The sequence below is a fragment of the Ancalomicrobiaceae bacterium S20 genome (assembly GCA_040269895.1).
In the GTDB taxonomy this organism is placed as follows: domain Bacteria; phylum Pseudomonadota; class Alphaproteobacteria; order Rhizobiales; family Ancalomicrobiaceae; genus Methyloraptor; species Methyloraptor flagellatus.
This window is the reverse complement of sequence record CP158568.1, coordinates 2421537-2447310: the sequence shown is the minus strand read 5'-3', so window position 1 is coordinate 2447310 and position 25774 is coordinate 2421537. Positions and strand designations below refer to the sequence as shown.

The window sequence follows — 25774 nt, the reverse complement described above, 5'->3', positions numbered from 1 at the left end:
GGCGAGACGACCGCCTTGCACGCTTGCCGGCGTCAAAAAGGAATAAAAATTCTGAATTGACGCGGAATGGAAAGTACGCTCTTTTTTCAGCCGTCGCGGCAAGCGACGGACGGCGAATGGGACGGTCGACGAACGACCGCCGTGCCGTGAGGCGGAAGGGAGGCCGCTGTGGCGTCTGCGTGGCAGACGCATGCGAGCGACTGGCAGGACGGTAGAGGTCCGGGCCGGCGCTGGCGATGGATTGCGGGCATGCCGAGCCGGCGCGAAGCCGGTGCGGTGAGTGGACCAGAACGCAGCCGATGCCGAGCATCGGCCGTCGCCGTGAGCCGCGCGATCCGATCCCCTTCATCTCGATGCATTCTCGCCGTCGCGACCCCCGAGCGGGGCCGGCGGCATCCATCCGGACGGTCGTCGGCGCGGACCGCCTCGGAACGAGACCCACAAGAACGACGCCGGTCAAAAGGGAAGGAAGCACTCATGAAGCTCGGAAAAGAGACGTTCACCCGGCGCAGTGTCGGCCTTCTGGCGGGCGCGGCCGTGCTCGCCGTCGCCGGTCTCGGCACCACCGTCCCGGCGCGCGCCGCCGGCGAGACGATCCCGATCATCGTCAAGGACACCACGTCCTTCTATTGGCAGATCGTGCTGGCCGGCGCCCGCAAGGCCGGCAAGGAACTCGGCGTCAACGTGCCGGAACTCGGCGCGCAGTCCGAGGCCGACATCAACGGCCAGATCTCGATCCTCGAGAACGCCGTCGCCGGCAAGCCGGCCGCGATCGTGATCTCGCCGACCCAGCGCGCCGCGCTCGGCAAGCCGATCGACGAGGCCGCCAAGTCGGTCAAGATCATCGGCATCGATAGCGCCGCGGATTCCAAGGCCTTCACCTCGTTCCTGACCACCGACAACGTCCAGGGCGGCCGCATCGCCGCCGACGGTCTCGCCGCGGCGATCACCGCCAAGTACGGCAAGGCCGAGGGCGAAGTCGCCCTGATCACCCACCTTCCGGGTGTCGGCTCGCTCGACGAGCGCGCCAAGGGCTTCAAGGAGCAGCTCGCGGCCAAGTATCCGGGCCTCAAGCTCGTCGCCGACAAGGTCTCCGACGGCACGGCCAACGGTGGCCTGAACATCACCACCGACCTTCTGACCGCCTTCCCGAACCTGCGCGGCATCTTCGCCTCGAACCTGATCCAGGCGCAGGGCGCCGGTCAGGCCGTGGCCGAGAACAAGGCGCAGGACAAGGTCAAGCTGGTCGGCTTCGACAGCGACGACAAGCTGGTGAAGTTCCTCGGCGACGGCGTGATCTCGGCCCTCGTGGTCCAGGATCCGTTCCGCATGGGCTATGACGGCGTCAAGACCGCCTATGCCGCCTCCAAGGGCGAGAAGGTCGCCCCCTTCGTCGATACCGGCGCCAACCTGATCACGACCGCGAACATGAAGGACGCCCGGTCGCAGGAGCTCTTGAATCCGAAGGTGAAGTGATCGCCTGAGCCTGCGATCCCGACGGCCGGCGGTCGAGCACCGCCGGCCGCTCGTCCGGTTGCCGACAGGCCGGCGCCGAAGCCGATATGCGGCCCAAACGGGCCCCGAGGAGCGGACCACAATGAGCGCAACCGACGTCATGGACCGGCCGGCGGCCGCCGCGGTCGAGACCGCGCCGATCCTGGAACTGCGCGGCCTCGACAAGCGCTTCGCCGGCACGCATGCGCTGAAGCATGTCGATCTGACGTTCCGGTCTGGCGAGGTCCACGCCATCGTCGGCGAGAACGGCGCGGGCAAGTCGACACTGATCAAGCTCCTGACCGGCGTCTATGTCCGCTCGGGCGGCGAAATCCGCTGGGAAGGCCGGCCGGTCGCACTGGCGAGCCCGCACGAGGCGATCGCGCTCGGCATCAACGCCGTGCATCAGGAGGTCGTGCTCTGCCCGCACCTGAGCGTCGCGGCGAACATGTTCCTCGGCGACGAGAAGACGAACTACGGGCTCATGCGCCAGCGCCGCATGGTCGAGGATGCGCAGAAGATCCTCGATGATCTCGGCTTCCGCCTGCCGGCCCACGTCAAGCTCTCCGAGCTGACCATCGGCCAGCAGCAGCTCATCGCGACCGCGCGCGCGGCGACGCGCGGCACGCGCTTCCTGATCTTCGACGAGCCGACCGCCTATCTGACCCGGCAGGAAGCGGCGCAGCTCTTCGCGCTGATCGATCGCCTGAAGGCCGAAGGCGTCACGATCGTCTACATCAGCCATCGCATGGAAGAGGTGTTCGAGCTCGCCGACCGCGTCTCGGTCCTGCGCGACGGCCAACTCGTCGGCACCCGCGACATCGGCGCGACCGACGAGGCCGAGCTGATCACCATGATGATCAACCGCTCGATCGAGCAGGTCTATCACAAGGACGCCTTCGACAAGGGCGCGCCGATCCTCGAGACGCGCCACCTGTCGGGTCGCGGCTTCGAGGACGTGTCGCTGACCGTCCATGCCGGCCAGATCGTCGGCCTCTACGGCCTGATCGGCGCCGGCCGCAGCGAATTCGTGACGACCGTGTTCGGCCGCCATCCGGTCTCGTCCGGCGAGATCCTGTGGGAGGGCAAGCCGGTCAAGATCCGCAGCGAGCGCGACGCGATCGCGCTCGGCATCGCGCTCGCGCCCGAGAGCCGGCGCGATCAGGGCCTGTGCCTCAACCTGTCGGTCGGCCACAATCTGAACCTGCCCGTCTATCACCGCTTGTCCAACGGCGTGACCATCTCCGGGCGCGACGAGCGCGACCAGGCCGATCGCCAGATCCGCGACCTGCGCATCAAGACCGCGCACCGCGGCGCGCCGGCCTCGAGCCTGTCGGGCGGCAACCAGCAGAAGATCGTGATCGGCAAGTGGCTCAATCACGGCGCCAAGCTTTTCATCTTCGACGAGCCGACGGTCGGTGTCGACGTCGGCACCAAGGCGGAGATCTACCGGCTGTTCTCGGCGCTGCTCGATGCCGGCGCCGGCATCATCCTGATCTCGTCCTATCTGCCGGAAGTCTATGAGCTCGCCGACGAGTTCCATGTCTTCCGCGCCGGCCGGCAGGTCGCGACCCACGGCCACAAGACCGCATCCCACGAACAGATCCTGAGCGAAGCGATCGGCGTCTGACGTCCGCCGCAAGACGCCGACCCCGCGATGAAAGACTGATGAGGAGATCTGCCCGATGAGCGCACAAGCCACGAGCCCCAAGGCGGGGGACGGCGGTCCGGTCCGGATCGGCGCGAAGCGCGGGCTCGGCTTCCACAACCTGCTCGGCCTGTCGCTGGTGCTGGTGCTGGTCGCGATGTTCGTGGCGCTGGCGATCGCGACCAACACCTTCGCGACGCCGAACAACCTGTCGAACCTCGCCCGCCAGGGCGCGATGATCGCGATCCTCGCGGTCGGCCAGACCTTCGTGATCATCACCGCGGGCATCGACCTGTCGGTCGGCTCGATCGTCGGCTTCGCGACCGTGATCTGCGCGCTCTTGATCGAGAACGAGGTGCCGATCTGGCTCTCGATCCTCCTGACGCTCGGCGTCGGCGGCCTGATCGGCGCGTTCCATGCCTTCGGCATCGTGAGGATGGGCCTGCCGCCCTTCATCGTCACGCTGGCGACGCTGACCGCGCTGCAGGGCGCGGGGCTCCTGATCACCAACGGTTCGACCATCAACATCACCCACGACGTGTTCACGACCTTCTCGCGCGGCGATTTCCTCGGCGTGCCGAACCTGTTCTGGATCGTCGTGCTGGTCGCGGTGCCGGGCTTCATCTACCTGCACATGAGCAAGTACGGCCGCTACCTGTTCGCGGTCGGATCGAACGCCGAGGCCGCGCGGCTGTCGGGCGTCAACGTCAATCGCGTGATCTATCAGGCCTATATCCTGTCGGCGCTCTGCGCGGCGATCGTCGGGGTGATGCTCGCCTCGCGCACCGGCACCGGCAATGCCACCCAGGCCAACGGCTGGGAACTGCAGGCGATCGCCTCCTCGGTGATCGGCGGCACCTCGCTGTTCGGCGCGGTCGGCACGATCTGGGGCCCGCTGCTCGGCGCCTTCATCCTGGCGACCATTCGCAACGGCGCCAACCTGCTGAACGTGAACTCGTTCTGGCAGTACATCATCACCGGTGGCCTGATCATCGTGATCGTCTATTTCGACCAACTCCGCCGGCGCAAGAGCCGCTGACGGGTCCATCATGCTCCCAAGGCGGCGTCGCCGACCCGCGCGAAACTGGACGGCCCCCGAACGGGGCCGTCTTTTTTGTGTCCGCAGGCAGCCTGTCACCCGCCCGGCGCGCGCACGCCGCCGAGCCAGCGTGCCGGATGGCGCAGCGCGCGATCGAACGGCGAGACGCGCCGCCCGATCGCCTCGGCCTCCTTGCGCAGCAGTTCGACCACCTTGTCCCGCCGCGCCGGCGTCAGGCGCTCCGACAGCGTGCCGATAGACAGCGCGGCGACGACATGGCCGTTGGTGTCGAAGATCGGCACCGCGACGCCGGTCATGCCCGGCAGGATGCCGGTCTCGGATGCCGAGTAGCCGTGCGTCAGCACCTTCTCGATCTCGGTCCGCAGGAAGACCTCGTCGATCGGCCCCATGTCGATGAGCCGCGGCAGGTTGAACCGGATCACCTCCTCGCGCTCGTCCTCGGGCAGGAGCGCGAGAATGACGGTCGAACCCTGGCCGATCCCGAGCGGGATGCGCCCGCCGATGTCGCCGGTGAAGCTGCGGATCGGGAACGGGCCATCGGCGCGGTCGAGGCAGACCGCGTGAAAGCCGCTGCGCACGAGCAGGAACACCGTGTCGTTGAGGGTCGCCGAGAGACGGATCAGGGCCGGCCGGCAGATGTCGCGCAGATTGTTGGTGTTTTCCGCCGTCGCTGCCAGCGTGAAGAAGTCGAGCCCGACCCGGTAGCGCCGGTCGCGCGTCCGTTCCGCGAAACCCTCGGCGACCAGCGACTTCAGTAGCCGATGCGTCGTCGCCTCGGTCTCGCCGGCCGCATTGGCGAGGTCGGAGAGCCGCATGCCCTCGGCCGGCGCGCCGCCGAGACAGCGCAGCACGCGCAGACCGCGTTGCAGGCTCGTTGCGGCTGCGGACTGGCTCGTAGCAGCGTCCTTGCTCATTTCTTCATCCGGAATTCGGTCTGATCGCACTTTGGGCAAATATCGTATATCGAAATTTGAGGCAACTTTCTTTCGCATGGCGAAAGTGGCTGTTGACTCCGGCGTCGGCGAATGCGGTCATCTCCCCGTCATGAAGGGGTGCGGCATGAAGCGGAGCGGGCGTGATGGCCGGTGAGCGCAGGGTGGCGATGGTGTCGGGGGCGACGCGCGGCATCGGCGCGGCCATTGCCCGCGAGCTGCGCGACCGGGGCTATGCCTTGTCGCTCGGCGTCCGCCGTCCCGAGGCTGCCGCCGCCGTGTTCGGCCCGGACGCCGACGACCTGCTCGTCGCGCCTTACGATGCCGCCGATCCCGCCGCCGCCGAGGCCTGGGTCGCCGCGACGCTCGCCCGCTTCGGCCGCATCGACGTTCTGGTCAACAATGCCGGCATCGCGCCCTTCGTCGGTCTGGAGGACGGCGCGGTCGAGGAACTGGACCGGCTGTTCGCGATCGACGTCAAGGCGCCGTTCCTGCTCATTCGCGCCGCGCTGCCGGCGCTGAAGGCGAGCGGCGCGGGCCGTGTCGTCAACGTCGCCTCGCTGTCCGGCAAGCGCGTCATGGGCCTCAACGCCGGCTACCAGATGGCCAAGCACGCGCTGGTCGCGCTGACCCATGCCGTGCGCCGGCTCGGCTGGGAGCACGGCATCCGCGCCACCGCGCTCTGCCCCGGCTATGTCGCGACCGACCTGACCGCCGGCGTGCCCGACATCGCCCCTGAGGCGATGACGCGGCCGGAAGACCTCGCCCGTCTGGTCGGCACCGTCGTCGACCTGCCCAACACCGCCGCGATCGCGGAACTCCTCGTCAATTGCCGCTACGAGCATATGCTGTGACCGATCTGCCGTCCGATCTCTCCGCCTCGCAATTCAGCCGTCTCGCGCGCGCCGATGCCGCGCCGATCGCCTTCACGATCGATGGCGAGCCGGTGACGGCGCGCGCCGGCGACCTGCTGATCACCGCCATCCTGGTCAACCGCGGCGCCGTGCGGCGCTTCGAGTTCGGCGACGCGATGCGCGCCGGCTTCTGCCTGATGGGCGGTTGCCAGGATTGCTGGGTCGACCTCGCCGACGGCCGGCGCCTGCGCGCTTGCACGGTGCTGGTCGAGCCGGGCATGGCGGTGGTGACCGCGAAGACCGCGGGAGGCCGCCCGTGAACGCGCATGGCCATAGCGAGCATGGTCTACCGGCTGGGCGGAACGGCGACGATCCGGTGATCGCCGTGGTCGGCGCCGGCCCGGCGGGCTTGCGCGCGGTCGAAACCCTCGCCGCCGCCGGCTTGCGCCCCGTGCTGATCGACGAGGCGGCGCGCCCCGGCGGCCAGATCTATCGCCAGCCGCCCCCGGGGGCCGAACGGCCGGCCGAAGCGCTCTATGGCCTCGAGGCGCCGAAGGCGCGTGTGCTGCATGCGCTGGTGCCGGCGCTCGGGGAAAGCATCGACTACCGCCCCGAGACGCTGGTCTGGAACATCGGCGGCGACCGGCTGGATCTGAAGACCGCGCGCGGCTTCGAGACGCTCGACTTCGATCGCCTCGTGCTCGCCACCGGCGCGATGGACCGCGTGCTGCCATTTCCGGGCTGGACGCTGCCGGGCGTCTTTACGCTCGGCGCGGCCCAGATCGCGTTGAAGGCGCAGGGCGCCGCGATCGGCCGGCGCGTCGCGCTGGTCGGCGCCGGACCGTTGTTGCCGCTGGTCGTGCATCAATATCTGAAGGCCGGCGCGACCGTGGTCGCCGCGCTCGACGTGACGCCGTTCGGCGCCAAGGTCGCTGCGCTGCCGGGGCTCATGAACGAGCCGGCGACGCTCGCCAAGGGGCTCTGGTACACGGCGCGGAACGCGCTCGCCGGCCGGCGGATCGTGAGTGGCGTGCGAGCGATCCGGGTCGAAGGCGAGGGCAGGGTGACGTCGCTCGTCTGGCAGGATGCCAAGGGTCGCGAACACCGGGTCGCCTGTGACGCGGTCGGCGCCTCGTTCGGCCTGCGCAGCGAATGCCAGCTCGCCGACCTCGCCGGCGTGAAGCTGCGGTTCGAGCCGACGACTCGCCAATGGATCCCGGAGCGCGATCAAAGCGGCCGCACCAGTCGGCCGGATGTCTATGTCGCCGGCGACGGTGCCGGCATCGGCGGCGCCGATGCGGCCGAGCTGCAGGGCGAACGCGCCGCGCTGGCGCTGCTTCAGGACCTGGGCCGTCCGGTCGATGCCGCGCGCGTGGCCCGGCTCGACGCCCGGCTCGCCCGGCAGGCGCGGTTCCGGGCCGCGCTCGAACGCGCCTATCCGTTCCCGGCGCACCTGCTCGCGGCGGTATCGGACGACGAGATCGTGTGCCGCTGCGAGGGTGTCACGGTCGGCCTGCTGCGTTCGACCGCCACCGGGCGCGACGCTCATGAGATGAACCGGCTGAAGGCGCTGTCGCGCATTGGCATGGGTCGCTGCCAGGGCCGCGTCTGCGGCCAGGCGGCGGCGGAACTGCTCGCGGCAGCGCGCGGTGCCGAGGTCGCGACAGTCGGCCGGCTGCGCGGCAATCCGCCGGTCAAACCGATCCCGATCCGGGAGGCGATCCGATGAGCGCGATCGTGACGGCCCCGACCGTGACGGGCCCAGTGCGGGCGGATGTGGCGATCGTCGGCGGCGGCGTCGCGGCACTGTCCGCAGCCGTTACGCTGAAGAAGGCCGGCCTGTCGGTCGTGCTGATGGAGAAGCGCCTGTGCGGCGCGGGCGCGAGCGGCGTCAACTTCGGCGGCGTGCGCCAGCAGGGCCGCGAGTTCGTCGAGCTGCCGCTCTCGGCGCGCTCACGCAAGCTCTGGGACGGGCTGTCGAAATTCCTCGGCGAGGACGTCGAGTTCGAGGCGACCGGCCATATCAAGCTCGCGCGTTCGGAAGCCGATCTCGCCGAACTCGAGCGCTACGCCGAGACTGCGCGCGAATGGGGCCTCGACCTGACTATGCTCGGCCCGAACGCGGTGCATGACGCGCTGCCCTGGCTCGGCGAGCGCGTGGTCGGCGCCTCGCTGTCGCCGACCGACGGGCAGGCGAACCCGCGGCTGGTCGGCCCGGCCTACGCCCGGCTCGCCCGCCGCCTCGGCGTCGACGTGCGCGAGCACACGCCGGTTACCGGCGCGACCAGGACCGCCGACGGCTTCGTGGTCGAGGCCGCGGGCGTGACGGTCCATGCCCGTTATCTGGTCAACGCCGCCGGCGCCGGTGGCGGTCTCGTCGCCTCGGCCTTCGGCGAGCCGGTGCCGGTCTCGCCGCTGATGCCGAACATGCTCGTCACCGAGCCGCTGCCTTACTTCGTCGAGCGCTCGATCGGCGTCGTCGGCGGCGACGTCTATGTCCGCCAGATCCGGCGCGGCAATGTCATTTTCGGCGGCGGCTCGGGATGGCGCGACGCTGCGACCGACCTCGCGCGGCCGGTGACGGAGCAGTCGCTCGGCGGCATGGCGCGGACCCTGCATCTGGTGCCGGGCCTCGTCGAGGCGCAGGTGATCCGCAGCTGGAGCGGCATCGACGGCCAGATGCCGGATCACATTCCGGTCGTCGGCCCGTCGTCGACCACGCCGGGTCTGGTCCACGCGTTCGGTTTCTCCGGCCACGGTTTCCAACTCGGGCCCGCGATCGGCATGATCCTCGCCGAACTGGTGCTGGACGGCCGGACAGAGAGCCCGATCGCGCCCTTCGCGATCACGCGCTTCAAGGATTGGGCCGGCGGCCCCGGAGAGGCCGTGACGCATGTCGAACACTGATCTAACGTATCGATAACACCGACAGGCGGGGGGCCCTCCCGCCCTCGGCATAAGAGCTTCGCAATCCCCTGAACCCCCTCCCGCGCGAGGGCAAGATCGACCGCTCGACGGTCGCGATAACGAGAGGAGAGCACCACGATGAAGCGACACATCCTTGCCGCGACCACGGCCCTGGCGCTGCTCGCCGCCGGCTTCGGCCCGGCGGCGGCCGAGACGGTGCTGACCGTCGGCATGGCCGCGGCCGATGTCGGCCAGCTGGACCCGCACCGCGCGACCACCACTCAGGACAAGCCGGTGGTCTCCTGGATGTTCAACGGCCTCGTCCGCTTCAAGCCGGGCTCTGCGAGCCTCGAGGAGCTCGAGCCGGATCTCGCCGAGAGCTGGGACAAGTCGGCCGACGGCCTGACCTGGACCTTCCACCTGCGCAAGGGCGTGAAGTTCCATGGTGACTGGGGCGAGATGACCTCCGAGGACGTGGTCTACTCGCTGAAGCGCGCCGCCGACAGCAAGACCTCCTCCTTCGCCTCGGACTATGCGCCGGTCGCCTCGATCGACGCTGTGGACCCCTACACGGTCAAGATCGTGCTGAAGCAGCCGATCCCGGCGCTGCTCGGCATCGTCGCCAACTATCATGGCGGCAACATCGTCTCGAAAAAGGCGGCCGAAGCCCTCGGCGCCGATTTCAAGATCAAGCCGGTCGGCACCGGACCGTTCGCGATCGCCGACTACAAGTCGAACGAGAGCCTGACGCTGGTCGCCAACAAGGCCTATTTCCGCGGCGCGCCGAAGATCGACAAGATCCTCTACCGCTTCATCCCGGCCGACGCAGCGCGCGATCTCGCCTTCACCTCGGGCGAACTCGACGTCGTCTACGGCCGCCAGGACCAGCGCTGGGTCGAGCGCTTCCAGAAGGAGAAGGGCATCGCCGTCGAGGTCGTGCAGCCGTCCGAGCTGGCGCTCCTGTTCGTCAACCAGTCGAAGAAGCCGTTCGACGACATCCGCGTGCGCAAGGCGATCGCCATGGCGATCGACAGCAAGCAGATCGTCGGTTTCAAGGGCGCCGCGACGGCCATTCCGCCGGTGTCGGTCGTGCCGGTCGGCTATCTCGGCACCTACAACGCCAAGCTCTACCCGCATGACGTCGCCAAGGCCAAGGCGCTGCTAGCCGAGGCCGGCTATCCGAACGGCCTCGAGCTCAAGGTCATCCAGACCAGCCTGCCGACCATGCTGAACTCGATGCAGATCGTGCAGGCGCAGCTGAAGCAGGCCGGCATCGACATGAAGATGGAAGTGGTCGACCATCAGTCGTGGCATGCGCAGATCCGCAAGGACCTGTCGGAAGCCAACTACTATTCGGCCGCGCGCTTCCCCGTCGCCGACGTCTACCTGAAGCAGTTCTTCCACTCGCGCGCGATCGTCGGTACGCCGACGGCGGTCACCAACTTCTCGCACTGCAGCGTGGCCGACAAGGAGATCGACGACGCCGCGATCTCGACCGACGCCGCCAAGCAGAAGGAGCTGTGGGCGACCGCGCAGCAGAAGATCGTCGACGACGTCTGTGCCGTGCCGCTGTTCGAACAGTTGCAGGTCTGGGCCCGCCACGACAACGTCGACTACGGCTACACCTTCAAGGCCGCGATCCATCTCGGCCCGGTGATCACCGAGGCGACCACCAAGAAGTGACGGCGAGCCGGTGGTGCATCCGCCGGCGACGTCCCTCAGATCCCGGGCGGCGTCCGCGCCGCCCGTCTCCCCGTTCGAGGTCGGCGTCCGCGCCGCCCGTTCCCCCGCTCCGGTTCCGCCCCGGATCTTCCGGCCCTCCCGACGAGGCATTCGATGCTGCGTTTCGTGCTGAAGCGGCTGCTGCTCGCGATCCCGACCCTGTGGGCCGTGCTGACCACGGTCTTCGTGCTGGTCCGGGTCGTGCCCGGCGACCCGACCATCGCCATCCTCGGCGATCAGGCCTCCGAGGCGGCGCGCGCGGAACTGCGCGAAAAGCTCGGCCTCGGCAAGCCGATCCTGATGCAGTACGTCGACTTCATGGGCCAGATCCTGCACGGCGACCTCGGCCGCTCGCTCTCGACCAACCGCCCGATCACCACCGACGTGCTCGCCGTCCTGCCCTACACGATCGAACTGACGCTCGCCGCGCTGGTCGTCGGCACGGTGCTCGGCGTGCCGCTCGGCGTGCTCGCGGCGATGAACCGCAACGGCTTCGCCGACTGGTTCGCCCGCATCTTCTCGCTCGCCGGCGTGTCGTTCCCGGCCTTCGTCTCCGGCATCCTGCTGCTGATCGCCTTCGCGGTCGAACTGCGCTGGTTCCCGGTCATCTCGATCGCCAAGGAGGGCGACTTCTGGGGGCGGCTCAACGCGCTCGTGCTGCCGTCGCTGAACCTCGGTCTGCTGATGGTCGCCTACGTCACGCGCGTCACGCGCTCCGGCATGCTGAAGGCGCTCGGCGAGGATTACATCCGCACCGCCCGCGCCAAGGGCCTGCCGTACCGGACCGTGGTCTGGCGCCACGCCTTCCGCAACGTGCTGGTGCCGATCGTCACGGTCGTCGGCCTCTATCTCGGCGTGCTGATCGGCAATGCCGTGCTGACCGAGATCGTGTTCAACCGGCCGGGCATCGGCAAGCTGATCGTCACCGCGCTCAATCAGCGCGACTATTCGCTGCTGCAGGGGCTCATGGTCGTCTCGGCCTTCGCCATCGTGCTCGCCAACATCTTGACCGACCTGACCTATGGCCTCGTCGACCCGCGGGTGAAGACCTCATGAGCGCGACCGCACCCGCCGCCCCACCCACCACGCCGACGCCCGCCACTTCGAAGCCGGCCCGCCGCGGCGCGTTCGCCCGCGCGACCCGCTCCGGCGGTCTGCTTCTCGGCATCGTCGTGGTGGTCGTCATGATCGCCGCCGCGATCGCCGCGCCCTGGATCGCGCCCTTCGGACCCGACGATCAGGACGTGCTGCTCGTGCTCGCCGAGCCGAGCACCACCCACTGGTTCGGCACCGACGCCTTCGGCCGCGACGTGCTCTCGCGCGTGCTCTGGGGCTCGCGCATCTCGCTCTATGTCGGTTTCGTCGCGACGCTGCTCGGCGTCGTGGTCGGCACGGTGATCGGCCTCGTCTCGGGCTACTACGGCGGCATCGTCGATCGCATCGTCGTGGCGATCACCGACGTGCTGTTGTCCTTCCCGCAGCTGATCATGGGCCTGCTGCTCGTCGCCGTGCTCGGCGCCTCGCTGACCAACCTGATCATCGCCATCGCGGTGACCGCCGTGCCGGCCTTCATCCGCATGGCGCGCGGCTCGACGCTGACCATGCGCGAACGCGACTTCGTCGATGCCTGCCGGGCGCTCGGCTATTCCGACCTGCGCATCATGTTCCTGCACGTGCTGCCGAACATCCTCGACGAGCTGGTCGTCATGGCCTCGCTCTGGCTCGCCTCGGCGATCCGCACGGAATCGACGCTTGCCTTCATCGGCCTTTCGGTGCCGCCGCCGACCGCGACCTGGGGCGGTATCGTGCGCGAGGGCTTCGACAACCTGCTCGACGCGCCCTGGATGTCGATCTTCCCGAGCCTCGCGATCCTGATCGTGATGATCGGCCTCAACCTGATCGGCGACGGCCTGCGCGACGCCAGCGATCCGAGGGCGCCGCAATGACCGATACCGCAGCGATGAAACAGCCGTCCGTGGATGCCGGGGCGACGCCGGCGCTCGTCGTCGAGGACCTGACCACCTCGATCAAGGTCGGGGACGCCTGGTACGAGGCCGTGCGCGGCATCGGCTTCGAGGTCCGGCCGAAGGAAACGCTTGCGCTCGTCGGTGAATCCGGTTGCGGCAAGAGCCTGACCGCGCTGTCGGTCATGGGCCTTCTGCCGCCGATCGGCCGGGTGACCCGCGGCCGCATCGTCGTCGACGGCGTCGACATGACCGCGGCCGACGAGGCGACGCGCGAGGCAATGCGCGGCGACCGGATCGGCATGGTGTTCCAGGAGCCGATGACCTCGCTCAATCCGGTGCTGCCGATCGGCTACCAAATCGCCGAGAGCCTGATCCTACACCGCGGCCTTTCCAAGCGGCAGGCGCGCGAGCGGGCGCGCGAGCTGCTCGAACTGGTGCGCGTGCCGGCGGCGGCCGAGCGGCTCGACGCCTATCCGCACCAGTTCTCCGGCGGCATGCGCCAGCGCGTGATGATCGCGCTCGCGCTCGCCTGTCATCCGAAGGTGCTGATCGCCGACGAGCCGACGACCGCGCTCGACGTGACCATCCAGGCGCAGGTGCTGGCGCTGATGGCCGACCTCCAGGAGAAGGAAGGCCTCGCGCTGCTGCTGATCACGCACAATCTCGGCGTGGTCGCCTCGGTCGCCGACCGGGTCATGGTCATGTACGGCGGCGATGTGGTCGAGAGCGGCCCCGTGGACGCCTTTTTCGCGCGGCCCTCGCATCCCTATTCGACCGCGCTGCTCGCCGCCATGCCGCGCATCGAGAGCACCGAACCGTTGCAGCCGATCCCCGGCCAGGTGCCGCCGCTCGTCGACATGCCGGCCGGTTGCCGCTTCGCCTCGCGCTGTCCGCTCGTGCACGACCGCTGCAAGACGTTGCCGCCGCTGACGCCGGTCGCCGGCGATCCCTCCCATCTGGTGCGCTGCTGGGCGAGGACCGCCGCATGACCGACAAGCCGCTTCTCGATGTCGACGGCCTGCGCAAGACTTACATCGTCCGTCGCGGCTGGCCGATCCCCAAGAAGGCCGAGGTGCGCGCGCTCGACGGCGTGTCGTTTCAGGTCGGCCGAGGCGAGGCGCTCGGCGTCGTCGGCGAGTCCGGCTGCGGCAAGTCGACGGTCGCGCGCGTCGCGCTGCGCCTGCAGGAGGCCGACGGCGGCGCCGTGACCTTCGACGGCGCCGATGTGCTCGGCGCCTCAAGCGCGACCTGCGGCTCCTGCGCCGACGCATGCAGATGGTGTTTCAGGACCCGGCCTCGTCGCTCGACGGCCGCCAGCACATCATCGACGCCATCGGCGAGCCGCTGCGCGTGCACGGGCTCGCGACGCGCTCGGACGTGCGCGCCAAAGTGGGCAAGCTGCTCGACGAGGTCGGCCTGCCGCAGTCGGCGCTCGACCGCTATCCGCACGAGTTCTCCGGCGGCCAGCGCCAACGTATCGGCATCGCCCGCGCGCTCGCGCTCGGGCCGGACCTGATCTTCGCCGACGAGCCGGTCTCGGCACTCGACGTCTCGGTGCAGGCGCAGATCCTGAAGCTGCTCGAGACGCTGCGGCGCGAGCGCAACCTCGCCTTCGTGTTCATCTCCCACGACCTCGGCGTCGTGCGCTACTTCTGCCAGCGCGTCGTCGTCATGTATCTCGGCCGCGTGGTCGAGAGCGGCCCGGTGCCGGAGATCTTCGTCGATCCGCTGCACCCCTATACCAAGCTGCTCAAGGTTTCCTCGCCGGAGCCCGATCCGGCACGCGCGGTGGCGATGAGTTTTCAGGAGGGCGAACCGCCGTCACCGGTGTCGCCGCCGACCGGCTGCCACTTCCACCCGCGCTGCCCGCTCGCCGATCAGCATTGCCGCTCGGTCCGGCCGGAACTGCGCGAGGTCGCGCCGGGGCGTGCGGTGGCCTGCCACAAGGTGGCGTGAGCACCGGTCGCGGCGCTGTTTCGGGACGGTGAGGGCGGGCTGCGCGTGCGGGCCGCGGTGCCGGCATGCGTGACATCGCGCGGCTTGCCGACTCCTGTGGTGCTGCCTAGGTTGATCGTTGCGCGGAACCGCGAAAGGGCCTCGATCCGGCCGGTCGCATCGCGCGATCGGCGGCCGGCGGCTATCGCCCGGCGGCTCGGGAGAATGGGCATTGACCGCGTCCGCACCGGCGCCGCGTCTGAAGGACGTGGCGCTCCACCAGCGCATCCGCTCCGACATCGAGGGCCGCATCGTCTCGGGCGAATGGAAGCCGGGCGACCGGCTGCCCTACGAGCATGAGCTGATGGCCGAATATGGCTGCGCGCGCATGACCGTGAACAAGGTCATGTCGAGCCTGGTCGAGGCCGGCCTGATCGAGCGCCGCCGCCGCGCCGGCAGCTTCGTGCGCCGGCCGGTGGCGCAGTCGGCGGTGATGGAGATCCCCGACGTGCGCGCCGAGGTGCAGGCGCGCGGCGAGGCCTATGCCTACGAACTCCTTTCGCGCCGGCAACGCAAGGCGACCCGCGCCGATGCCGAGATGCTCGGGCTGGAGCCGGGCGCGCCCGTGCTGGCGCTCGAATGCCGGCATTTCGCCGAGGGCCGGCCCTACGCGATTGAGAACCGCGTGATCGCGCTGTCGACCGTGCCGGAAGCCGCGACCACCGATTTCTCGACCGAGCCGCCGGGCACCTGGCTCCTGCGTCACGAGCCCTGGCACGGCGCCGAACATCGGATCTCCGCCGCCAGCGCCGACGCCCGCATCGCCGACCTGCTGGATATTCCGGCCGGCATGGCCTGTCTGGTGGTTGAGCGCCAGACCTGGCGCTCGGACCAGTCGATCACGGCGGTGAAGCTCTGGTATCCGGGTGATCGCCAGACGCTGGTCGCGCGGTTCACGCCGTCGACAGCCGGATCACGCTGAGATCGGCGTCCGCTGCGAGCGTGGCCGCTGCGGGTGGCCAAGCTCACGTCCGGCGGACGAACCCGATCACGAACAGCACGACGTCGGTCGTGGTCGTCACACGCCAGCGCCCCGGCGTCGCGCAGGTGATCGCATCGAGCGGGGCGGGCGTGACGGTCCCTCCCGGCGTCTCGATCACGCCATCGCCGCTCTGCCACAGCATCGCCGCATCGGCGAGATCGAACGGCGCGACCGAACCCGGTGCGAGCGCGATGCGGCGCATCTCATGAGCGACGACGCCGCGCCGGGTCATGACATTGAGATCGGTGATCGGCCCCGCAACCAGCGTCGCGCTGGTCGGCACGTCGCCCGGATAGCGATGCGGCGCGCCACCGGGCGCGAGCCGCGCCGGCGCGGCGTCGCCGACCATCAGGTCCATGCCGGCCCCGGCGAGGATCGCGGTCGAGCGATCGATGCCGGGGAACACCGAGAACGGCCCGGACGCCGCCACTTCCGCGATGCTGATCCGCGCCTCGAAATCGTCCAGTCCGGCCCCTTCGGGCCGGACCAGCACGTCCGTGGTCACGCCGCCGCCGTTCTTCCACGGTTTCGGCGCGCGATCGGTGGCGCGGAGCAGGCGGACGCCGGTCATCCGAGGATGCCCGGCAGGTCGAGCTGGTGCTCGCGCGCGCAGTCGATCGCGATGTCGTAGCCGGCGTCGGCGTGGCGCATGACGCCGGTCGCCGGGTCGTTCCAGAGCACGCGCTCGAGCCGCCGATCCGCCGCCTCGGTGCCGTCGCAGCAGATCACCATGCCGGAATGCTGCGAGAAGCCCATGCCGACGCCGCCGCCGTGGTGCAGCGACACCCAGGTCGCGCCCGAGGCACAATTCAGCAGCGCGTTGAGCAGCGGCCAGTCGGAGACGGCATCCGATCCGTCCTGCATGGCTTCGGTCTCGCGGTTCGGCGAGGCGACCGAACCGGAATCGAGATGATCGCGGCCGATGACGATCGGCGCCTTGAGTTCGCCCTTGCGCACCATCTCGTTGAAGGCGAGCCCGAGCCGGTGCCGCTGGCCGAGGCCGACCCAGCAGATGCGCGCCGGCAGGCCCTGGAACGCGATGCGCTCGCGCGCCATGTCGAGCCAGTTGTGCAGGTGCTTGTCGTCGGGGATCAGCTCCTTGACCTTCTGGTCGGTGCGATAAATGTCCTCCGGATCGCCCGACAGCGCCGCCCAGCGGAACGGCCCGATGCCGCGGCAGAACAGCGGCCGGATATAGGCCGGGACGAAGCCGGGGAAGTCGAACGCGTCGGCGACGCCCTCTTCCTTGGCCATCTGTCGGATGTTGTTGCCGTAGTCGAGCGTCGGCACGCCCATCTTATGGAAGTCGAGCATGGCGCGGACATGGGTCGCCATCGACGCCCGCGCCGCCTTGTCGACCGCCTTCGGATCGCTCTCGCGCTTCGCCTCCCAGTCGGCGAGCGTCCAGCCCTTGGGCAGGTAGCCGTTGATCGGATCATGCGCCGAGGTCTGGTCGGTGACGGCATCCGGGCGGATGCCGCGGCGGACCAGTTCGGGGAAGACATCGGCGGCGTTGCCGAGGAGGCCGACCGAGATCGGCTTCTTGTCCCGGCAGGACTGTTCGATGATCGCCAGCGCCTCGTCGAGATCCTTGGCCTGGACGTCGAGGTAGCGCGTCTTCAGCCGCATCTCGATGCGCGACGGCTGGCACTCGACCGCGAGGCAGGAGGCGCCGGCCATGGTCGCGGCGAGCGGCTGCGCGCCGCCCATGCCGCCGAGACCGGCGGTCAGGATCCAGCGGCCGGCGAGGTCGCCGCCGTAATGGCGCCGACCGACCTCCACGAAGGTCTCGTAGGTGCCCTGCACGATGCCCTGGCTGCCGATGTAGATCCAGGACCCGGCGGTCATCTGGCCGTACATCATGAGCCCCTTGCGATCGAGCTCGTGGAAGTGCTCCCAGGTCGCCCAGCGCGGCACGAGGTTAGAGTTCGCCAGGATCACGCGCGGCGCATCCGCATGCGTGCGGAATACACCGACGGGCTTGCCGGACTGCACCAGCAGCGTCTGGTCGGCCTCGAGCCGCTTCAGCGTCTCGACGATGCGATCGAAGCTCTCCCAGTCGCGCGCCGCGCGGCCGATGCCGCCGTAGACGACCAGCTCGCCCGGCCGCTCGGCGACCTCGGCGTCGAGATTGTTCATCAGCATCCGGAGCGGCGCTTCGGTCAGCCAGCTCTTGGTGTTGAGATCGGTGCCGCGCGGCGCGCGGATCGAACGGGCGTTGTCGATACGGGTCATCGGGGTCACTCCGGGCGGAGGCAAGAGGCGAAATCGAGGGCGGACTGCAGGATGCGTTCGAGATCGACCGCGATCGGCGCGGCGAATGCCGGATCCCACGGCGCGGGCCAGGTGTCGGGATCGAGGGCGCCGGCCGGATCGGCCATGTAGCCGCGACAGGCGAGCTCCATCTGGATCGCGTGCACGCCGGCCTCAGGGCGTCCGAGGCTACGGGTGATGAAGCCGCCCTTGAACCGGCCGTTGGTCACATGCGAAAGGCCCGACGCCGCGCAGATCGCCTCGACACGCGCGGTCAAGTCGACCGCGCAGGCCGCGCCCGAATTGGTGCCGATGTTGAACTGCGGCAGTTCGCCGTCGAACAGGCGCGGGATCACCGAGCGGATCGAATGACAGTCGTAGACGACGATCGCCGGATGGCGCGCCTTCAGCCGCGCGACCTCTGCGGCCAGAGCGGCGTGATAGGGGTCGAACCAGATCCGGCGCCGTTCGGCGATCTCTTCCGCGCTCGGCTCGGCGCCGGGCCGGTAGAGCGCCTCGCCGTCGAAGGTCGTGGTCGGGCAGAGTTCGGTGGTCGCCTGACCCGGATAGAGCGAGACGCCGGAGGGATCGCGGTTGACGTCGATCACCGTGCGCGAGATCGCCGTGTGAACGACCGTCGCGCCGAGATCGGCGGCAAAACCGTAGAGCCGGTCGATCCACCAGTCCGCGTCCTTGCGGGCGAGCCAGGGCGACACGAGCCGCGCTTCGATCGGTTCCGGAATGAGCGTGCCGGTGTGAGGGATGGAGACCAGAAGCGGCGCCTCGCCGCGCGTGACGCTCAGCCAGTCGGGACGGGCGCTCATGCGGCGGCTCCCTGCGTGCGTGAAGGGTCGAGGCCGGGCAGGGCGCTCGCACCAGCCGCGGCGACGACCGCGCCGGAGCGGATCATGTCGGCGGCGGCGACCAGATCCGGATGGAAATGCCGATCGTCGTCGAGGTGCGGAACCTCGGCGCGTACGAGCCCCCGCACAGCCTCCAGCGCCGGGCTCGAGGCGAGCGGCGCATGGAAGTCGCAGCCCTGCGCAGCGGCGAGGAGTTCGATCGCCACCACATTGAGCGCGTTCTCGACCATGGCGGCCAAGCGGCGCGCGCCATGCGCGGCCATGGAGACGTGATCCTCCTGGTTGGCCGAGGTCGGGATCGAGTCGACGCTCGCCGGATGCGCCATCTGCTTGTTCTCGGAGACGAGCGCGGCGGCGGTCACCTGCGGGATCATGAAGCCGGAGTTGAGCCCCGGCTTCGGCGTCAGGAACGCCGGAATGCCCGACAGCGCCGGATCGACCAGCATGGCGATGCGCCGCTCGGAGATCGAACCGATCTCGCAGACCGCCATGGCGATCATGTCGGCGGCGAAGGCGACCGGTTCGGCGTGGAAGTTGCCGCCCGACAGCGCCTCGCCGTCCTCGGCGAAGATCAGCGGATTGTCGGAGACGCCGTTCGCCTCGGTCTCCAGCGTCTCGGCCGCCTGCCGGAGCACGTCGAGGGCGGCGCCCATCACCTGCGGCTGGCAGCGCAGGCAGTAGGGGTCCTGCACGCGCGGATCGTCGACCCGATGCGAAGCACGGATCGCACTGCCGGCCATCAGGCCGCGCAGTGCATCGGCGACCGCGATCTGGCCGCGATGCTTGCGCAGCGCATGGATGCGCGGATCGAACGGTGTGTCGGAGCCGCGCGCCGCGTCGGTCGACAGGGCGCCGGCGATCAGCGCCGACTGGAACAGCCGCTCGGCCTCGAACAGGCCTGCGAGCGCATTGGCGGTCGAGAACTGCGTGCCGTTCAGCAGCGCCAGCCCTTCCTTGGCGCCGAGCACGATCGGCTTCAGGCCCGCCGCGGCGAGCGCCTCGGCTGCCGGCAGGCGTGCACCATGCATAAAGATCTCGCCGACGCCGATCATGGTCGCGGTCATGTGCGACAGCGGCGCGAGGTCGCCCGAGGCTCCGACCGAGCCCTGAGACGGCACGACCGGGATCAGATCCCGCGCGATCATCGCCTCCAGGAGATCCAGCGTCTCCGGCCGCACGCCGGAGGCGCCTTGCGCGAGGCTCGCGAGCTTCAGCACCATCATGAGCCGCGTGATCGGGCGGCTGAGCGGCGCGCCGACGCCCGCTGCGTGGCTGAGCACGATGTTGCGCTGGAGCGTGCCGAGATCGGCGTCGCCGATCCGGACGCTCGCGAGCTTTCCGAAGCCGGTGTTGATGCCGTAGACCGGCTCGCCCTTGGCGAGGATCCGGCGCACGGCCTCGGCGCTCCTCTCGATCTTCGGGCGCGCGGCCGGATCGAGCGCGATCGGCGCGCCGCGCCAGATCGCGCGCCAGTCGGCGAGCGGCACGGCGCCCGGCACGATCGTTATGGTGGTGGTCATCGTCCCCTCCGGATGCGCGCATGGAGCGGATTGAAGCCCATGCGATAGACGAGTTCGGCCGGCCGCTCGATGTCCCAGATCGCCAGATCGCAGGCCTTGCCGGGCTCGATCGTGCCGATCTCGCCGAGCCGTCCGAGCGCGCGCGCCGCCTCGCGCGTGACGCCGAGGAGACATTCCTCGACGGTCATGCGGAACAGCGTCGCGGCCATGTTCATGGTCAGAAGCAGCGAGGTCAGCGGCGAGGTGCCGGGATTGCAGTCGGTCGCGACCGCCATCGGCACGCCGTGGGCGCGGAACAGCTCGATCGGCGGCCGCTTGGTCTCGCGGATGAAGTAGAACGCGCCCGGCAGGATCACCGCGACCGTGCCGGCCGCCGCCATCGCCGCCGCTCCCGCTTCGTCGGTGTGTTCGAGATGGTCGGCCGACAGCGCACCATAGCGCGCGGCCAGCGCCGCACCGCCGAGGTTCGACAACTGGTCGGCATGCAGCTTGACCGGCAGGCCGAAGCCCTTCGCGGCATCGAATACGCGTGCGATCTCATCGGGCGAGAAGGCGATGCCCTCGCAGAAACCGTCGACCGCGTCTGCGAGCCATTCGGCCGCGACCGCCGGCAGCATGTCACGCACGATCAGGTCGATGTAGGCCGCCTTGTCGCCCTGGGCTTCCGGCGGCAGCGCATGGGCGCCGAGAAAGGTCGTGGCGATCGCCACGTCGCGGACCTTCTCGAGCGCGCGGGCGGCGCGCAGCGACTTCAGTTCGCTCGCGGTGTCGAGGCCGTAGCCGGACTTGATCTCGACGGTCGTGACACCCTCGGCGATCAGCGCGTCGAGCCGCGGCAGGGTCTGGCGAACGAGCTCGTCCTCCGAGGCCGCGCGCGTCGCCGCGACCGATGAGACGATGCCGCCGCCGGCGCGCGCGATCTCCTCGTAGCTGGCGCCCTTCAGCCGCAGCTCGAATTCGTTGGCGCGGTCGCCTCCATGGACGAGATGGGTGTGGCAGTCGATCAGCCCAGGCGTGATCCAGCGGCCGTCGCAATCGATGATCTCGCCGCCGCGGACGAGATCCGACGGCAGATCGGCCTCGGGACCGGCATAGGCGATCAGGCCATGGTCGGCGACGATCGCGCCGCGCTCGACGATGCCGAGCCCAGGCCGGTCGGCGCGCATCGTCGCGAGCCGCGCGTTGCGCCAGATCCGGCGCGGAGCAGGCGCGGTCGGGGCGAGATCGGTCGGGGCCTGATCGGTCATGGAATCACCCTGGTGCAATGACGGCCCGCGTCGATCGGGCTGGTCATCGGATATGAATAAGTATAGACATAATCATCAGGCGCGCAAGCGGTCGGGAAGGCGGACCGGCGGGGATTTTCGCCCCGGCTCTCGCACCCGCCACGCCGCGCAGGCTAACATCGGCCCGCGATTCCGAGGTGGTTCGAGACCATGGTGACACTGTTCTTCGACCGGGCGCTGCTGCCCGAGGGCTGGCGCGACGCGGTGCGTCTGACGATCGCCGAGGGCCGGATCGCCGGCATCGAGACCGGCACCGCGCCGGGGCCGGCGGATGTGCGGCACGCGATCGCCGTCCCCGGCATGCCGAACTTGCACAGCCATGCCTTCCAGCGCGCCATGGCCGGTCTGACCGAGACCCGCGGCCCGACCGCCGACAGTTTCTGGAGCTGGCGCGAGCTCATGTATCGCTTCGCGCTGACTATGAGCCCGGACGACGTCGAGGCGGTCGCCGCCGAACTCTATGTCGAGATGCTGGAGGCGGGCTTCACCCGCGTCGGCGAGTTCCACTATCTGCACCACGACCGCGACGGCCGGCCCTATGCCAACATTGCCGAGATGGCCGAGCGCATCGCTTCTGCCGCATCGGCGACCGGCATCGGCCTGACGCTGCTGCCGGTGCTCTACGCCCGCTCGGGCTTCGGCGGCGGCGCGCCGGCCGAAGGGCAGCGCCGCTTCATCAACGATGTCGAGCGCTATGCCCGACTTCTCGACGGCGCCCGCGCTGCCGCCGCGCGCGTGCCCGGCGCCGTCACCGGCATCGCGCCGCACTCGCTGCGCGCCGTGACACCCGATGAACTCGCCGCCACGATCCCGCTCGCCGGCGATGGCCCGATCCACATCCACATCGCCGAGCAGGTGCGGGAGGTTGAAGACTGCGTCGCATGGTCCGGCGCCCGGCCGGTCGCCTGGCTGCTCGATCATGCGCCCGTCGATCGCCGCTGGTGCCTGATCCACGCGACCCATATGGATGCGAGCGAAGTCGCCGGCATGGCCGCTACGGGCGCCGTCGCCGGCCTCTGCCCGATCACGGAATCGAACCTCGGCGACGGTATCTTCGCGGGCGCGGACTTCGTCGCGGCCGGCGGTGCCTGGGGCATCGGCTCGGATTCGAACGTCGAAATCGGCGTCGGCGCGGAACTCAGGCAGTTCGAATATTCCCAGCGCCTCGCCCATCGTGCCCGCAACGTGATCGCGAGTGCCGGCGCTTCGACCGGCCGGACCTTGTTCGATCAGGCGCTCGCCGGCGGCACCGCCGCGCTGACGCCCGGCGCCGCGGCCGGCCTCATGGTCGGCACCTCGGCCGATCTCGTCACGCTCCGCGCCGATGATCCGCGCCATCCCGCGAGCGTTGGCGACGCGCCGCTCGACGCCTGGGTGTTCGCGGCCGGCAACCGGCTGGTCGACTGCGTCTATGTCCGGGGCGAGCGCGTGGTCGCCGACGGTCGCCACCGCGACCGCGACGCCGTCGCCGCACGCTTCGCCGCGACGCTCGGCCGTCTGCTGGCTGCCTGAGCGGCGCCCCGAGGCAAGGGAAGGCGGCGGGGCCCGCTCCGCCTTCTTTCCGCGTGCTCTCCCTCAGTTGCCCGTCTGCGCCGTCGTCGCCGGCCGCAAGGGCAGGTCGAAGCGGATGTCGCGCGACGAGGCGGCGATCAGCACGCGGCGCTCGTCGGACTCCCGCCGCCAGGCGTGGTCCTTCTCCGACCAGCTCTCGAAGGCGCGCGGGGCGAGCTTCACCGCCACGCGCGTCTCCGCGCCGGCCTCGAGCCGGACGCGCGTGAAGCCGGCCAGTGCCTTCGGCGGCGTGCCCGGCGCGGCACCGGCCGCGCGGCCGAGATAGACCTGCACGACGTCCGACCCGGCGCGCGCGCCCTCGTTCTTCACCGTGACGATCGCGACCGCGCCGTCGCCGTCCGCCACCACCAGCGGATCGCGCCAGGAGAACCGCGTGTAGCCGAGCCCGTGGCCGAACGGGAACAGCGGCGTCTCGCCTTGCGCGTCGTACCAGCGGTAGCCGACCTCGAGCCCCTCGGAATAGTCGACGATCTCGTCGTGCCCCTGATAGCGCTCCGGATGGCCGCGTGCCGGCGTCTGGTCATCGGTCGTGGGGAAGGTCAGCGGCAGCCGGCCGCCCGGCTCGGCGCGGCCGGTCAGCAGATCGGCGAGCGCCGCGCCGCCCTCCTGGCCCGGATACCAGCCGAGCAGCACGGCCTTGACCTTGTCGATCCAAGGCATGGTCACCGGCCGGCCGGCCGTGACCACGACCGCGAGGTTCGGGTTCGCTTCGGCGAGCGCGCGGATCAGCGCGTCCTGGTCGACCGGCAGCGCCAGAGTTTCACGGTCCGGTGGCTGGCCGTCCTCATGCGCGAACACGACGACGCGGTCGGCCTTGTGCGCGGCGGCGATGGCGCTCGCCAGATGCGCCGCGCGCGCCGCCGGGGTGACCCAGGCGAAGCGCACCGAGAGCCGGATGTGCTCCTGCGCCTTGGCGAAGAGCTTCACCTGATAGGAGTGGCCGGCGATGAGTTTGACGCGCAGCGTCGTGATGTCGAGCCCCTCGCGGGTTGTGACGATGCCGGTCCAGGGCCAGACCACGCCGCCGTTGGCACCGATCCGGGCCGAGGCGACGATCCGCTCGCCGAGCTGGATGCGGCCGCTGCCGCCGCCGATCTCGAGCATCAGGTCATAGATCCCGGTTTCCGGTACCGTCATCAGCCCGGCCCAGGTGAGATCGCTGCCTTCGGGAAGCGCCCGCCCGCCGGTAAAGTCGAGCGTCGCGTCGATGTCGGCCTCGGCGTTCGGATCGCTGGTCGGCATGCGCACGAGCCCGTGGCCCTGCGCGCCCTGCGCCGTGCCGTCCTCCTCGTCGGTCCAGCTCAGGTGCTCGGTCGGGATGACGGTGCCTTCGAGATCGATGCCGACGCGATGATCGACGGTCCAGCCGGCCGGCGGCGCCGCCTTCAGCGCCTCCAACGGCGATACCATGCGCGCCTTGACGCCGTAGGCGCGCTCGACGCCGGCTCCGGCGGCGAGGCGCTCGGCGGTTGGTCCGACCAGGAGCACCGTCTTCGGCGTCTCGGCCGGCTCGATCGGCAGCAGGCCGTCGTTCTTGAGCAGCACCGCGCCCGCGGTCGCAACCTTGCGCGCGACGGCCGCGCCCGCTTCGAATTCGAGCACCGGGCGCGGCGGCACGACGGCCGTGCCGCCGGTGGGCGAGGCGCCGGAGAGCAGGCCGAAGCGCTTCATCTGGCCGAGCACGCGCAGCACGGCGCGATCGAGCCTGGCGGAGGCGGCGGGGTCGCGGGCGCTCTTGGCCGCCAGCCGGCCGTACCAGGACGGCGTGTAGGTGCCCGGCATCTCGACATCGAGCCCGGCATCGAGCGCGAAGGAGCGGGCACCGTTCCAGTCGGAGGTGACGAACCCGTCGAACCCCCAGCGCTTGCGCAGGAAGCCGGTCATCAACTCCTTCTGCGCGCAGGAGAAAGGACCGTTGACCCTGTTATAGGCGCACATCACCGAGGCGACGCCGGCCTCGCGCACCGCGGCCTCGAACGGCGGCAGGTGGATCTCGGCGAGCGCGCGCTCGGGAATGCGGAAATCGTAGACGTCCTGGCCGCGGAACTGATCGTTGGCGGCGAGATGCTTCACTTCCGCCATGGCGCCGGCGGCCTGGATGCCGCGGATCTCGGCCGCACCCATGCGGGCGGCGAGCAGTGGGTCCTCGCCATGCTCGTCCTTCACCCGATGAAACACCGGCAGTCGCGCGATATTGACGTGCGGCGCCAGCACGACATCCATGCCGAGCGCCCGCGCCTCGCGACCGAGCACGCCGCCATAGGCCTCCGCCAGCGCGGGATCGAACGTGGCCGCAACCGCCTCCGGCGCGGGCAGGGCGGTCGCCTCGGTGCGAACCTCGATGCCGGCCGGCCCGTCGGCCGAGCGCAGCGGCGGAATGCCGAGCCGCGGCACGCCGGGCAGATAGCCGGCGCCGCCGAGGTTCTCCGGGTCCGGCGCCCCGCGCACGAGCGCGAGCTTCTCCTCGACCGTCATGGCCGCGACCAGCGCCTTGAGGTCGGACCGGTCGTCGGCGTGCGCCGGCGCCACGGCCAGCAGGGCGAGAGCGAGGACGGCAGGCTGCGCCGCACGACGGGCGAGGCGCGACGGGCGAAGGCACGAGACGTTCCGGAGCATCGCCTCTCTCGGGCAGGGACCGGCGGCAGCCCCGCGTCGCGCGCGGCCCGAACCGGACAGATCGTTGAGCAAGCGTCGCGGCGGATCCGATTCAGCATCGGCG

Annotated in this window: 21 protein-coding genes and 1 pseudogene; 15 read left to right on the top strand and 7 right to left on the bottom strand. The window is 70.0% G+C overall.

Translation table 11 applies throughout. The annotated features are described in order from the left end of the window. Window positions 1-477 precede the first annotated feature (477 nt). The 3 genes from ABS361_11120 (at window position 478) to ABS361_11110 (ending at window position 4181) form a co-directional block, all read left to right on the top strand. The gene (locus ABS361_11120) at window positions 478-1476 is read left to right on the top strand and encodes an ABC transporter substrate-binding protein (protein ID XBY46709.1); all 999 of its coding nucleotides are present in this window, start codon (window positions 478-480) and stop codon (window positions 1474-1476) included. Window positions 1477-1597: 121 nt separating this feature from the next. Next, a complete protein-coding gene (locus tag ABS361_11115) occupies window positions 1598-3124 on the top strand; it encodes a sugar ABC transporter ATP-binding protein (protein XBY46708.1) in 1527 nt (508 codons plus the stop codon). Window positions 3125-3179: 55 nt separating this feature from the next. Next, window positions 3180-4181, top strand: coding sequence for an ABC transporter permease (locus tag ABS361_11110; protein ID XBY46707.1), 1002 nt, complete (start codon window positions 3180-3182; stop codon window positions 4179-4181). A gap of 95 nt (window positions 4182-4276) precedes the next feature. Here the strand turns inward: ABS361_11110 and ABS361_11105 are convergent, their stop codons facing one another. After that, window positions 4277-5116: an IclR family transcriptional regulator gene (locus tag ABS361_11105; GenBank protein ID XBY46706.1), complete on the bottom strand. Its 840-nt coding sequence runs from the start codon at window positions 5114-5116 to the stop codon at window positions 4277-4279. 164 nt (window positions 5117-5280) lie between these two features. Between ABS361_11105 and ABS361_11100 the strand changes: the two genes are divergently transcribed. The 11 genes and pseudogenes from ABS361_11100 to hutC all read left to right on the top strand — a co-directional run bounded on the left by ABS361_11100 (window position 5281) and on the right by hutC (window position 15501). Then, a complete protein-coding gene (locus tag ABS361_11100; GenBank protein ID XBY46705.1) occupies window positions 5281-5988 on the top strand; it encodes an SDR family NAD(P)-dependent oxidoreductase in 708 nt (235 codons plus the stop codon). Then, window positions 5985-6308, top strand: coding sequence for a (2Fe-2S)-binding protein (locus ABS361_11095; GenBank protein XBY46704.1), 324 nt, complete (start codon window positions 5985-5987; stop codon window positions 6306-6308). The genes ABS361_11100 and ABS361_11095 overlap by 4 nt, the downstream gene beginning before the upstream one ends. After that, window positions 6305-7717 carry an FAD-dependent oxidoreductase gene (locus ABS361_11090; protein XBY46703.1) on the top strand — a complete coding sequence of 471 codons (1413 nt, stop codon included), beginning with the start codon at window positions 6305-6307 and terminating at the stop codon, window positions 7715-7717. The genes ABS361_11095 and ABS361_11090 overlap by 4 nt, the downstream gene beginning before the upstream one ends. Further along, window positions 7714-8895 (top strand): FAD-binding oxidoreductase, encoded by a 1182-nt coding sequence (locus ABS361_11085; protein XBY46702.1) that lies wholly within the window; start codon window positions 7714-7716, stop codon window positions 8893-8895. Before ABS361_11090 ends, ABS361_11085 begins: the two co-directional genes overlap by 4 nt. 138 nt (window positions 8896-9033) lie before the next feature. Further along, window positions 9034-10578 carry an ABC transporter substrate-binding protein gene (locus tag ABS361_11080; protein ID XBY46701.1) on the top strand — a complete coding sequence of 515 codons (1545 nt, stop codon included), beginning with the start codon at window positions 9034-9036 and terminating at the stop codon, window positions 10576-10578. A 153-nt stretch (window positions 10579-10731) separates the two neighbouring features. After that, window positions 10732-11673 (top strand): ABC transporter permease, encoded by a 942-nt coding sequence (locus ABS361_11075; protein ID XBY46700.1) that lies wholly within the window; start codon window positions 10732-10734, stop codon window positions 11671-11673. Then, window positions 11670-12563, top strand: coding sequence for an ABC transporter permease (locus ABS361_11070; protein ID XBY46699.1), 894 nt, complete (start codon window positions 11670-11672; stop codon window positions 12561-12563). Before ABS361_11075 ends, ABS361_11070 begins: the two co-directional genes overlap by 4 nt. Then, window positions 12560-13573, top strand: coding sequence for an ABC transporter ATP-binding protein (locus ABS361_11065; GenBank protein ID XBY46698.1), 1014 nt, complete (start codon window positions 12560-12562; stop codon window positions 13571-13573). The genes ABS361_11070 and ABS361_11065 overlap by 4 nt, the downstream gene beginning before the upstream one ends. Beyond that, window positions 13570-13758 (top strand): annotated as a pseudogene (locus ABS361_11060) (ATP-binding cassette domain-containing protein). The gene ABS361_11065 and the pseudogene ABS361_11060 overlap by 4 nt, the downstream one beginning before the upstream one ends. Window positions 13759-13859: 101 nt before the next feature. Further along, complete coding sequence (locus ABS361_11055) at window positions 13860-14540, top strand: ABC transporter ATP-binding protein (GenBank protein XBY46697.1); 681 nt, start codon at window positions 13860-13862, stop codon at window positions 14538-14540. Window positions 14541-14751: 211 nt separating this feature from the next. Then, entirely contained in the window at window positions 14752-15501 is a 750-nt protein-coding gene (gene hutC / locus ABS361_11050) for a histidine utilization repressor (protein XBY46696.1), read from the top strand. A 43-nt stretch (window positions 15502-15544) separates the two neighbouring features. On the opposite strand, the gene ABS361_11045 is transcribed toward hutC, so the two are convergent. From ABS361_11045 to hutI, 5 genes are read right to left on the bottom strand one after another with little or no spacing between them, the layout of a single operon-like run. After that, entirely contained in the window at window positions 15545-16132 is a 588-nt protein-coding gene (locus ABS361_11045; protein XBY46695.1) for a HutD family protein, read from the bottom strand. Further along, window positions 16129-17796 (bottom strand): urocanate hydratase, encoded by a 1668-nt coding sequence (hutU, locus tag ABS361_11040; GenBank protein XBY46694.1) that lies wholly within the window; start codon window positions 17794-17796, stop codon window positions 16129-16131. The genes ABS361_11045 and hutU overlap by 4 nt, the downstream gene beginning before the upstream one ends. Before the next feature lie 5 nt (window positions 17797-17801). Then, entirely contained in the window at window positions 17802-18638 is an 837-nt protein-coding gene (gene hutG / locus ABS361_11035) for an N-formylglutamate deformylase (protein ID XBY46693.1), read from the bottom strand. Further along, window positions 18635-20197 carry a histidine ammonia-lyase gene (gene hutH, locus ABS361_11030; GenBank protein ID XBY46692.1) on the bottom strand — a complete coding sequence of 521 codons (1563 nt, stop codon included), beginning with the start codon at window positions 20195-20197 and terminating at the stop codon, window positions 18635-18637. Before hutH ends, hutG begins: the two co-directional genes overlap by 4 nt. Further along, window positions 20194-21444, bottom strand: a complete 1251-nt coding sequence (gene hutI / locus ABS361_11025) for an imidazolonepropionase (protein ID XBY46691.1) — start codon at window positions 21442-21444, stop codon at window positions 20194-20196. The genes hutH and hutI overlap by 4 nt, the downstream gene beginning before the upstream one ends. Before the next feature lie 189 nt (window positions 21445-21633). Here hutI and ABS361_11020 point away from each other — a divergent pair, with 189 nt between their 5' ends. Further along, the gene (locus tag ABS361_11020; GenBank protein XBY46690.1) at window positions 21634-22995 is read left to right on the top strand and encodes a formimidoylglutamate deiminase; all 1362 of its coding nucleotides are present in this window, start codon (window positions 21634-21636) and stop codon (window positions 22993-22995) included. 63 nt (window positions 22996-23058) lie between these two features. Here the strand turns inward: ABS361_11020 and ABS361_11015 are convergent, their stop codons facing one another. Then, window positions 23059-25671 (bottom strand): glycoside hydrolase family 3 C-terminal domain-containing protein, encoded by a 2613-nt coding sequence (locus ABS361_11015; GenBank protein ID XBY46689.1) that lies wholly within the window; start codon window positions 25669-25671, stop codon window positions 23059-23061. Window positions 25672-25774 lie beyond the last annotated feature (103 nt).

Excerpts from the sequence above, each read along its gene's own strand:
- ABS361_11075 (XBY46700.1), top strand. The coding sequence starts at position 10,732 with ATGCTGCGTTTCGTGCTGAAGCGGCTGCTGCTCGCGATCCCGACCCTG.
- ABS361_11070 (XBY46699.1), top strand. The coding sequence starts at position 11,670 with ATGAGCGCGACCGCACCCGCCGCCCCACCCACCACGCCGACGCCCGCC.
- ABS361_11085 (XBY46702.1), top strand. The coding sequence starts at position 7,714 with ATGAGCGCGATCGTGACGGCCCCGACCGTGACGGGCCCAGTGCGGGCG.
- ABS361_11055 (XBY46697.1), top strand. The coding sequence starts at position 13,860 with ATGGTGTTTCAGGACCCGGCCTCGTCGCTCGACGGCCGCCAGCACATC.
- ABS361_11080 (XBY46701.1), top strand. The coding sequence starts at position 9,034 with ATGAAGCGACACATCCTTGCCGCGACCACGGCCCTGGCGCTGCTCGCC.
- hutG (XBY46693.1), bottom strand. The coding sequence starts at position 18,638 with ATGAGCGCCCGTCCCGACTGGCTGAGCGTCACGCGCGGCGAGGCGCCG.
- ABS361_11065 (XBY46698.1), top strand. The coding sequence starts at position 12,560 with ATGACCGATACCGCAGCGATGAAACAGCCGTCCGTGGATGCCGGGGCG.
- ABS361_11100 (XBY46705.1), top strand. The coding sequence starts at position 5,281 with ATGGCCGGTGAGCGCAGGGTGGCGATGGTGTCGGGGGCGACGCGCGGC.
- ABS361_11115 (XBY46708.1), top strand. The coding sequence starts at position 1,598 with ATGAGCGCAACCGACGTCATGGACCGGCCGGCGGCCGCCGCGGTCGAG.
- ABS361_11020 (XBY46690.1), top strand. The coding sequence starts at position 21,634 with ATGGTGACACTGTTCTTCGACCGGGCGCTGCTGCCCGAGGGCTGGCGC.
- hutH (XBY46692.1), bottom strand. The coding sequence starts at position 20,197 with ATGACCACCACCATAACGATCGTGCCGGGCGCCGTGCCGCTCGCCGAC.
- ABS361_11015 (XBY46689.1), bottom strand. The coding sequence starts at position 25,671 with ATGCTCCGGAACGTCTCGTGCCTTCGCCCGTCGCGCCTCGCCCGTCGT.
- ABS361_11120 (XBY46709.1), top strand. The coding sequence starts at position 478 with ATGAAGCTCGGAAAAGAGACGTTCACCCGGCGCAGTGTCGGCCTTCTG.
- hutU (XBY46694.1), bottom strand. The coding sequence starts at position 17,796 with ATGACCCGTATCGACAACGCCCGTTCGATCCGCGCGCCGCGCGGCACC.
- ABS361_11045 (XBY46695.1), bottom strand. The coding sequence starts at position 16,132 with ATGACCGGCGTCCGCCTGCTCCGCGCCACCGATCGCGCGCCGAAACCG.
- ABS361_11110 (XBY46707.1), top strand. The coding sequence starts at position 3,180 with ATGAGCGCACAAGCCACGAGCCCCAAGGCGGGGGACGGCGGTCCGGTC.
- ABS361_11105 (XBY46706.1), bottom strand. The coding sequence starts at position 5,116 with ATGAGCAAGGACGCTGCTACGAGCCAGTCCGCAGCCGCAACGAGCCTG.
- hutI (XBY46691.1), bottom strand. The coding sequence starts at position 21,444 with ATGACCGATCAGGCCCCGACCGATCTCGCCCCGACCGCGCCTGCTCCG.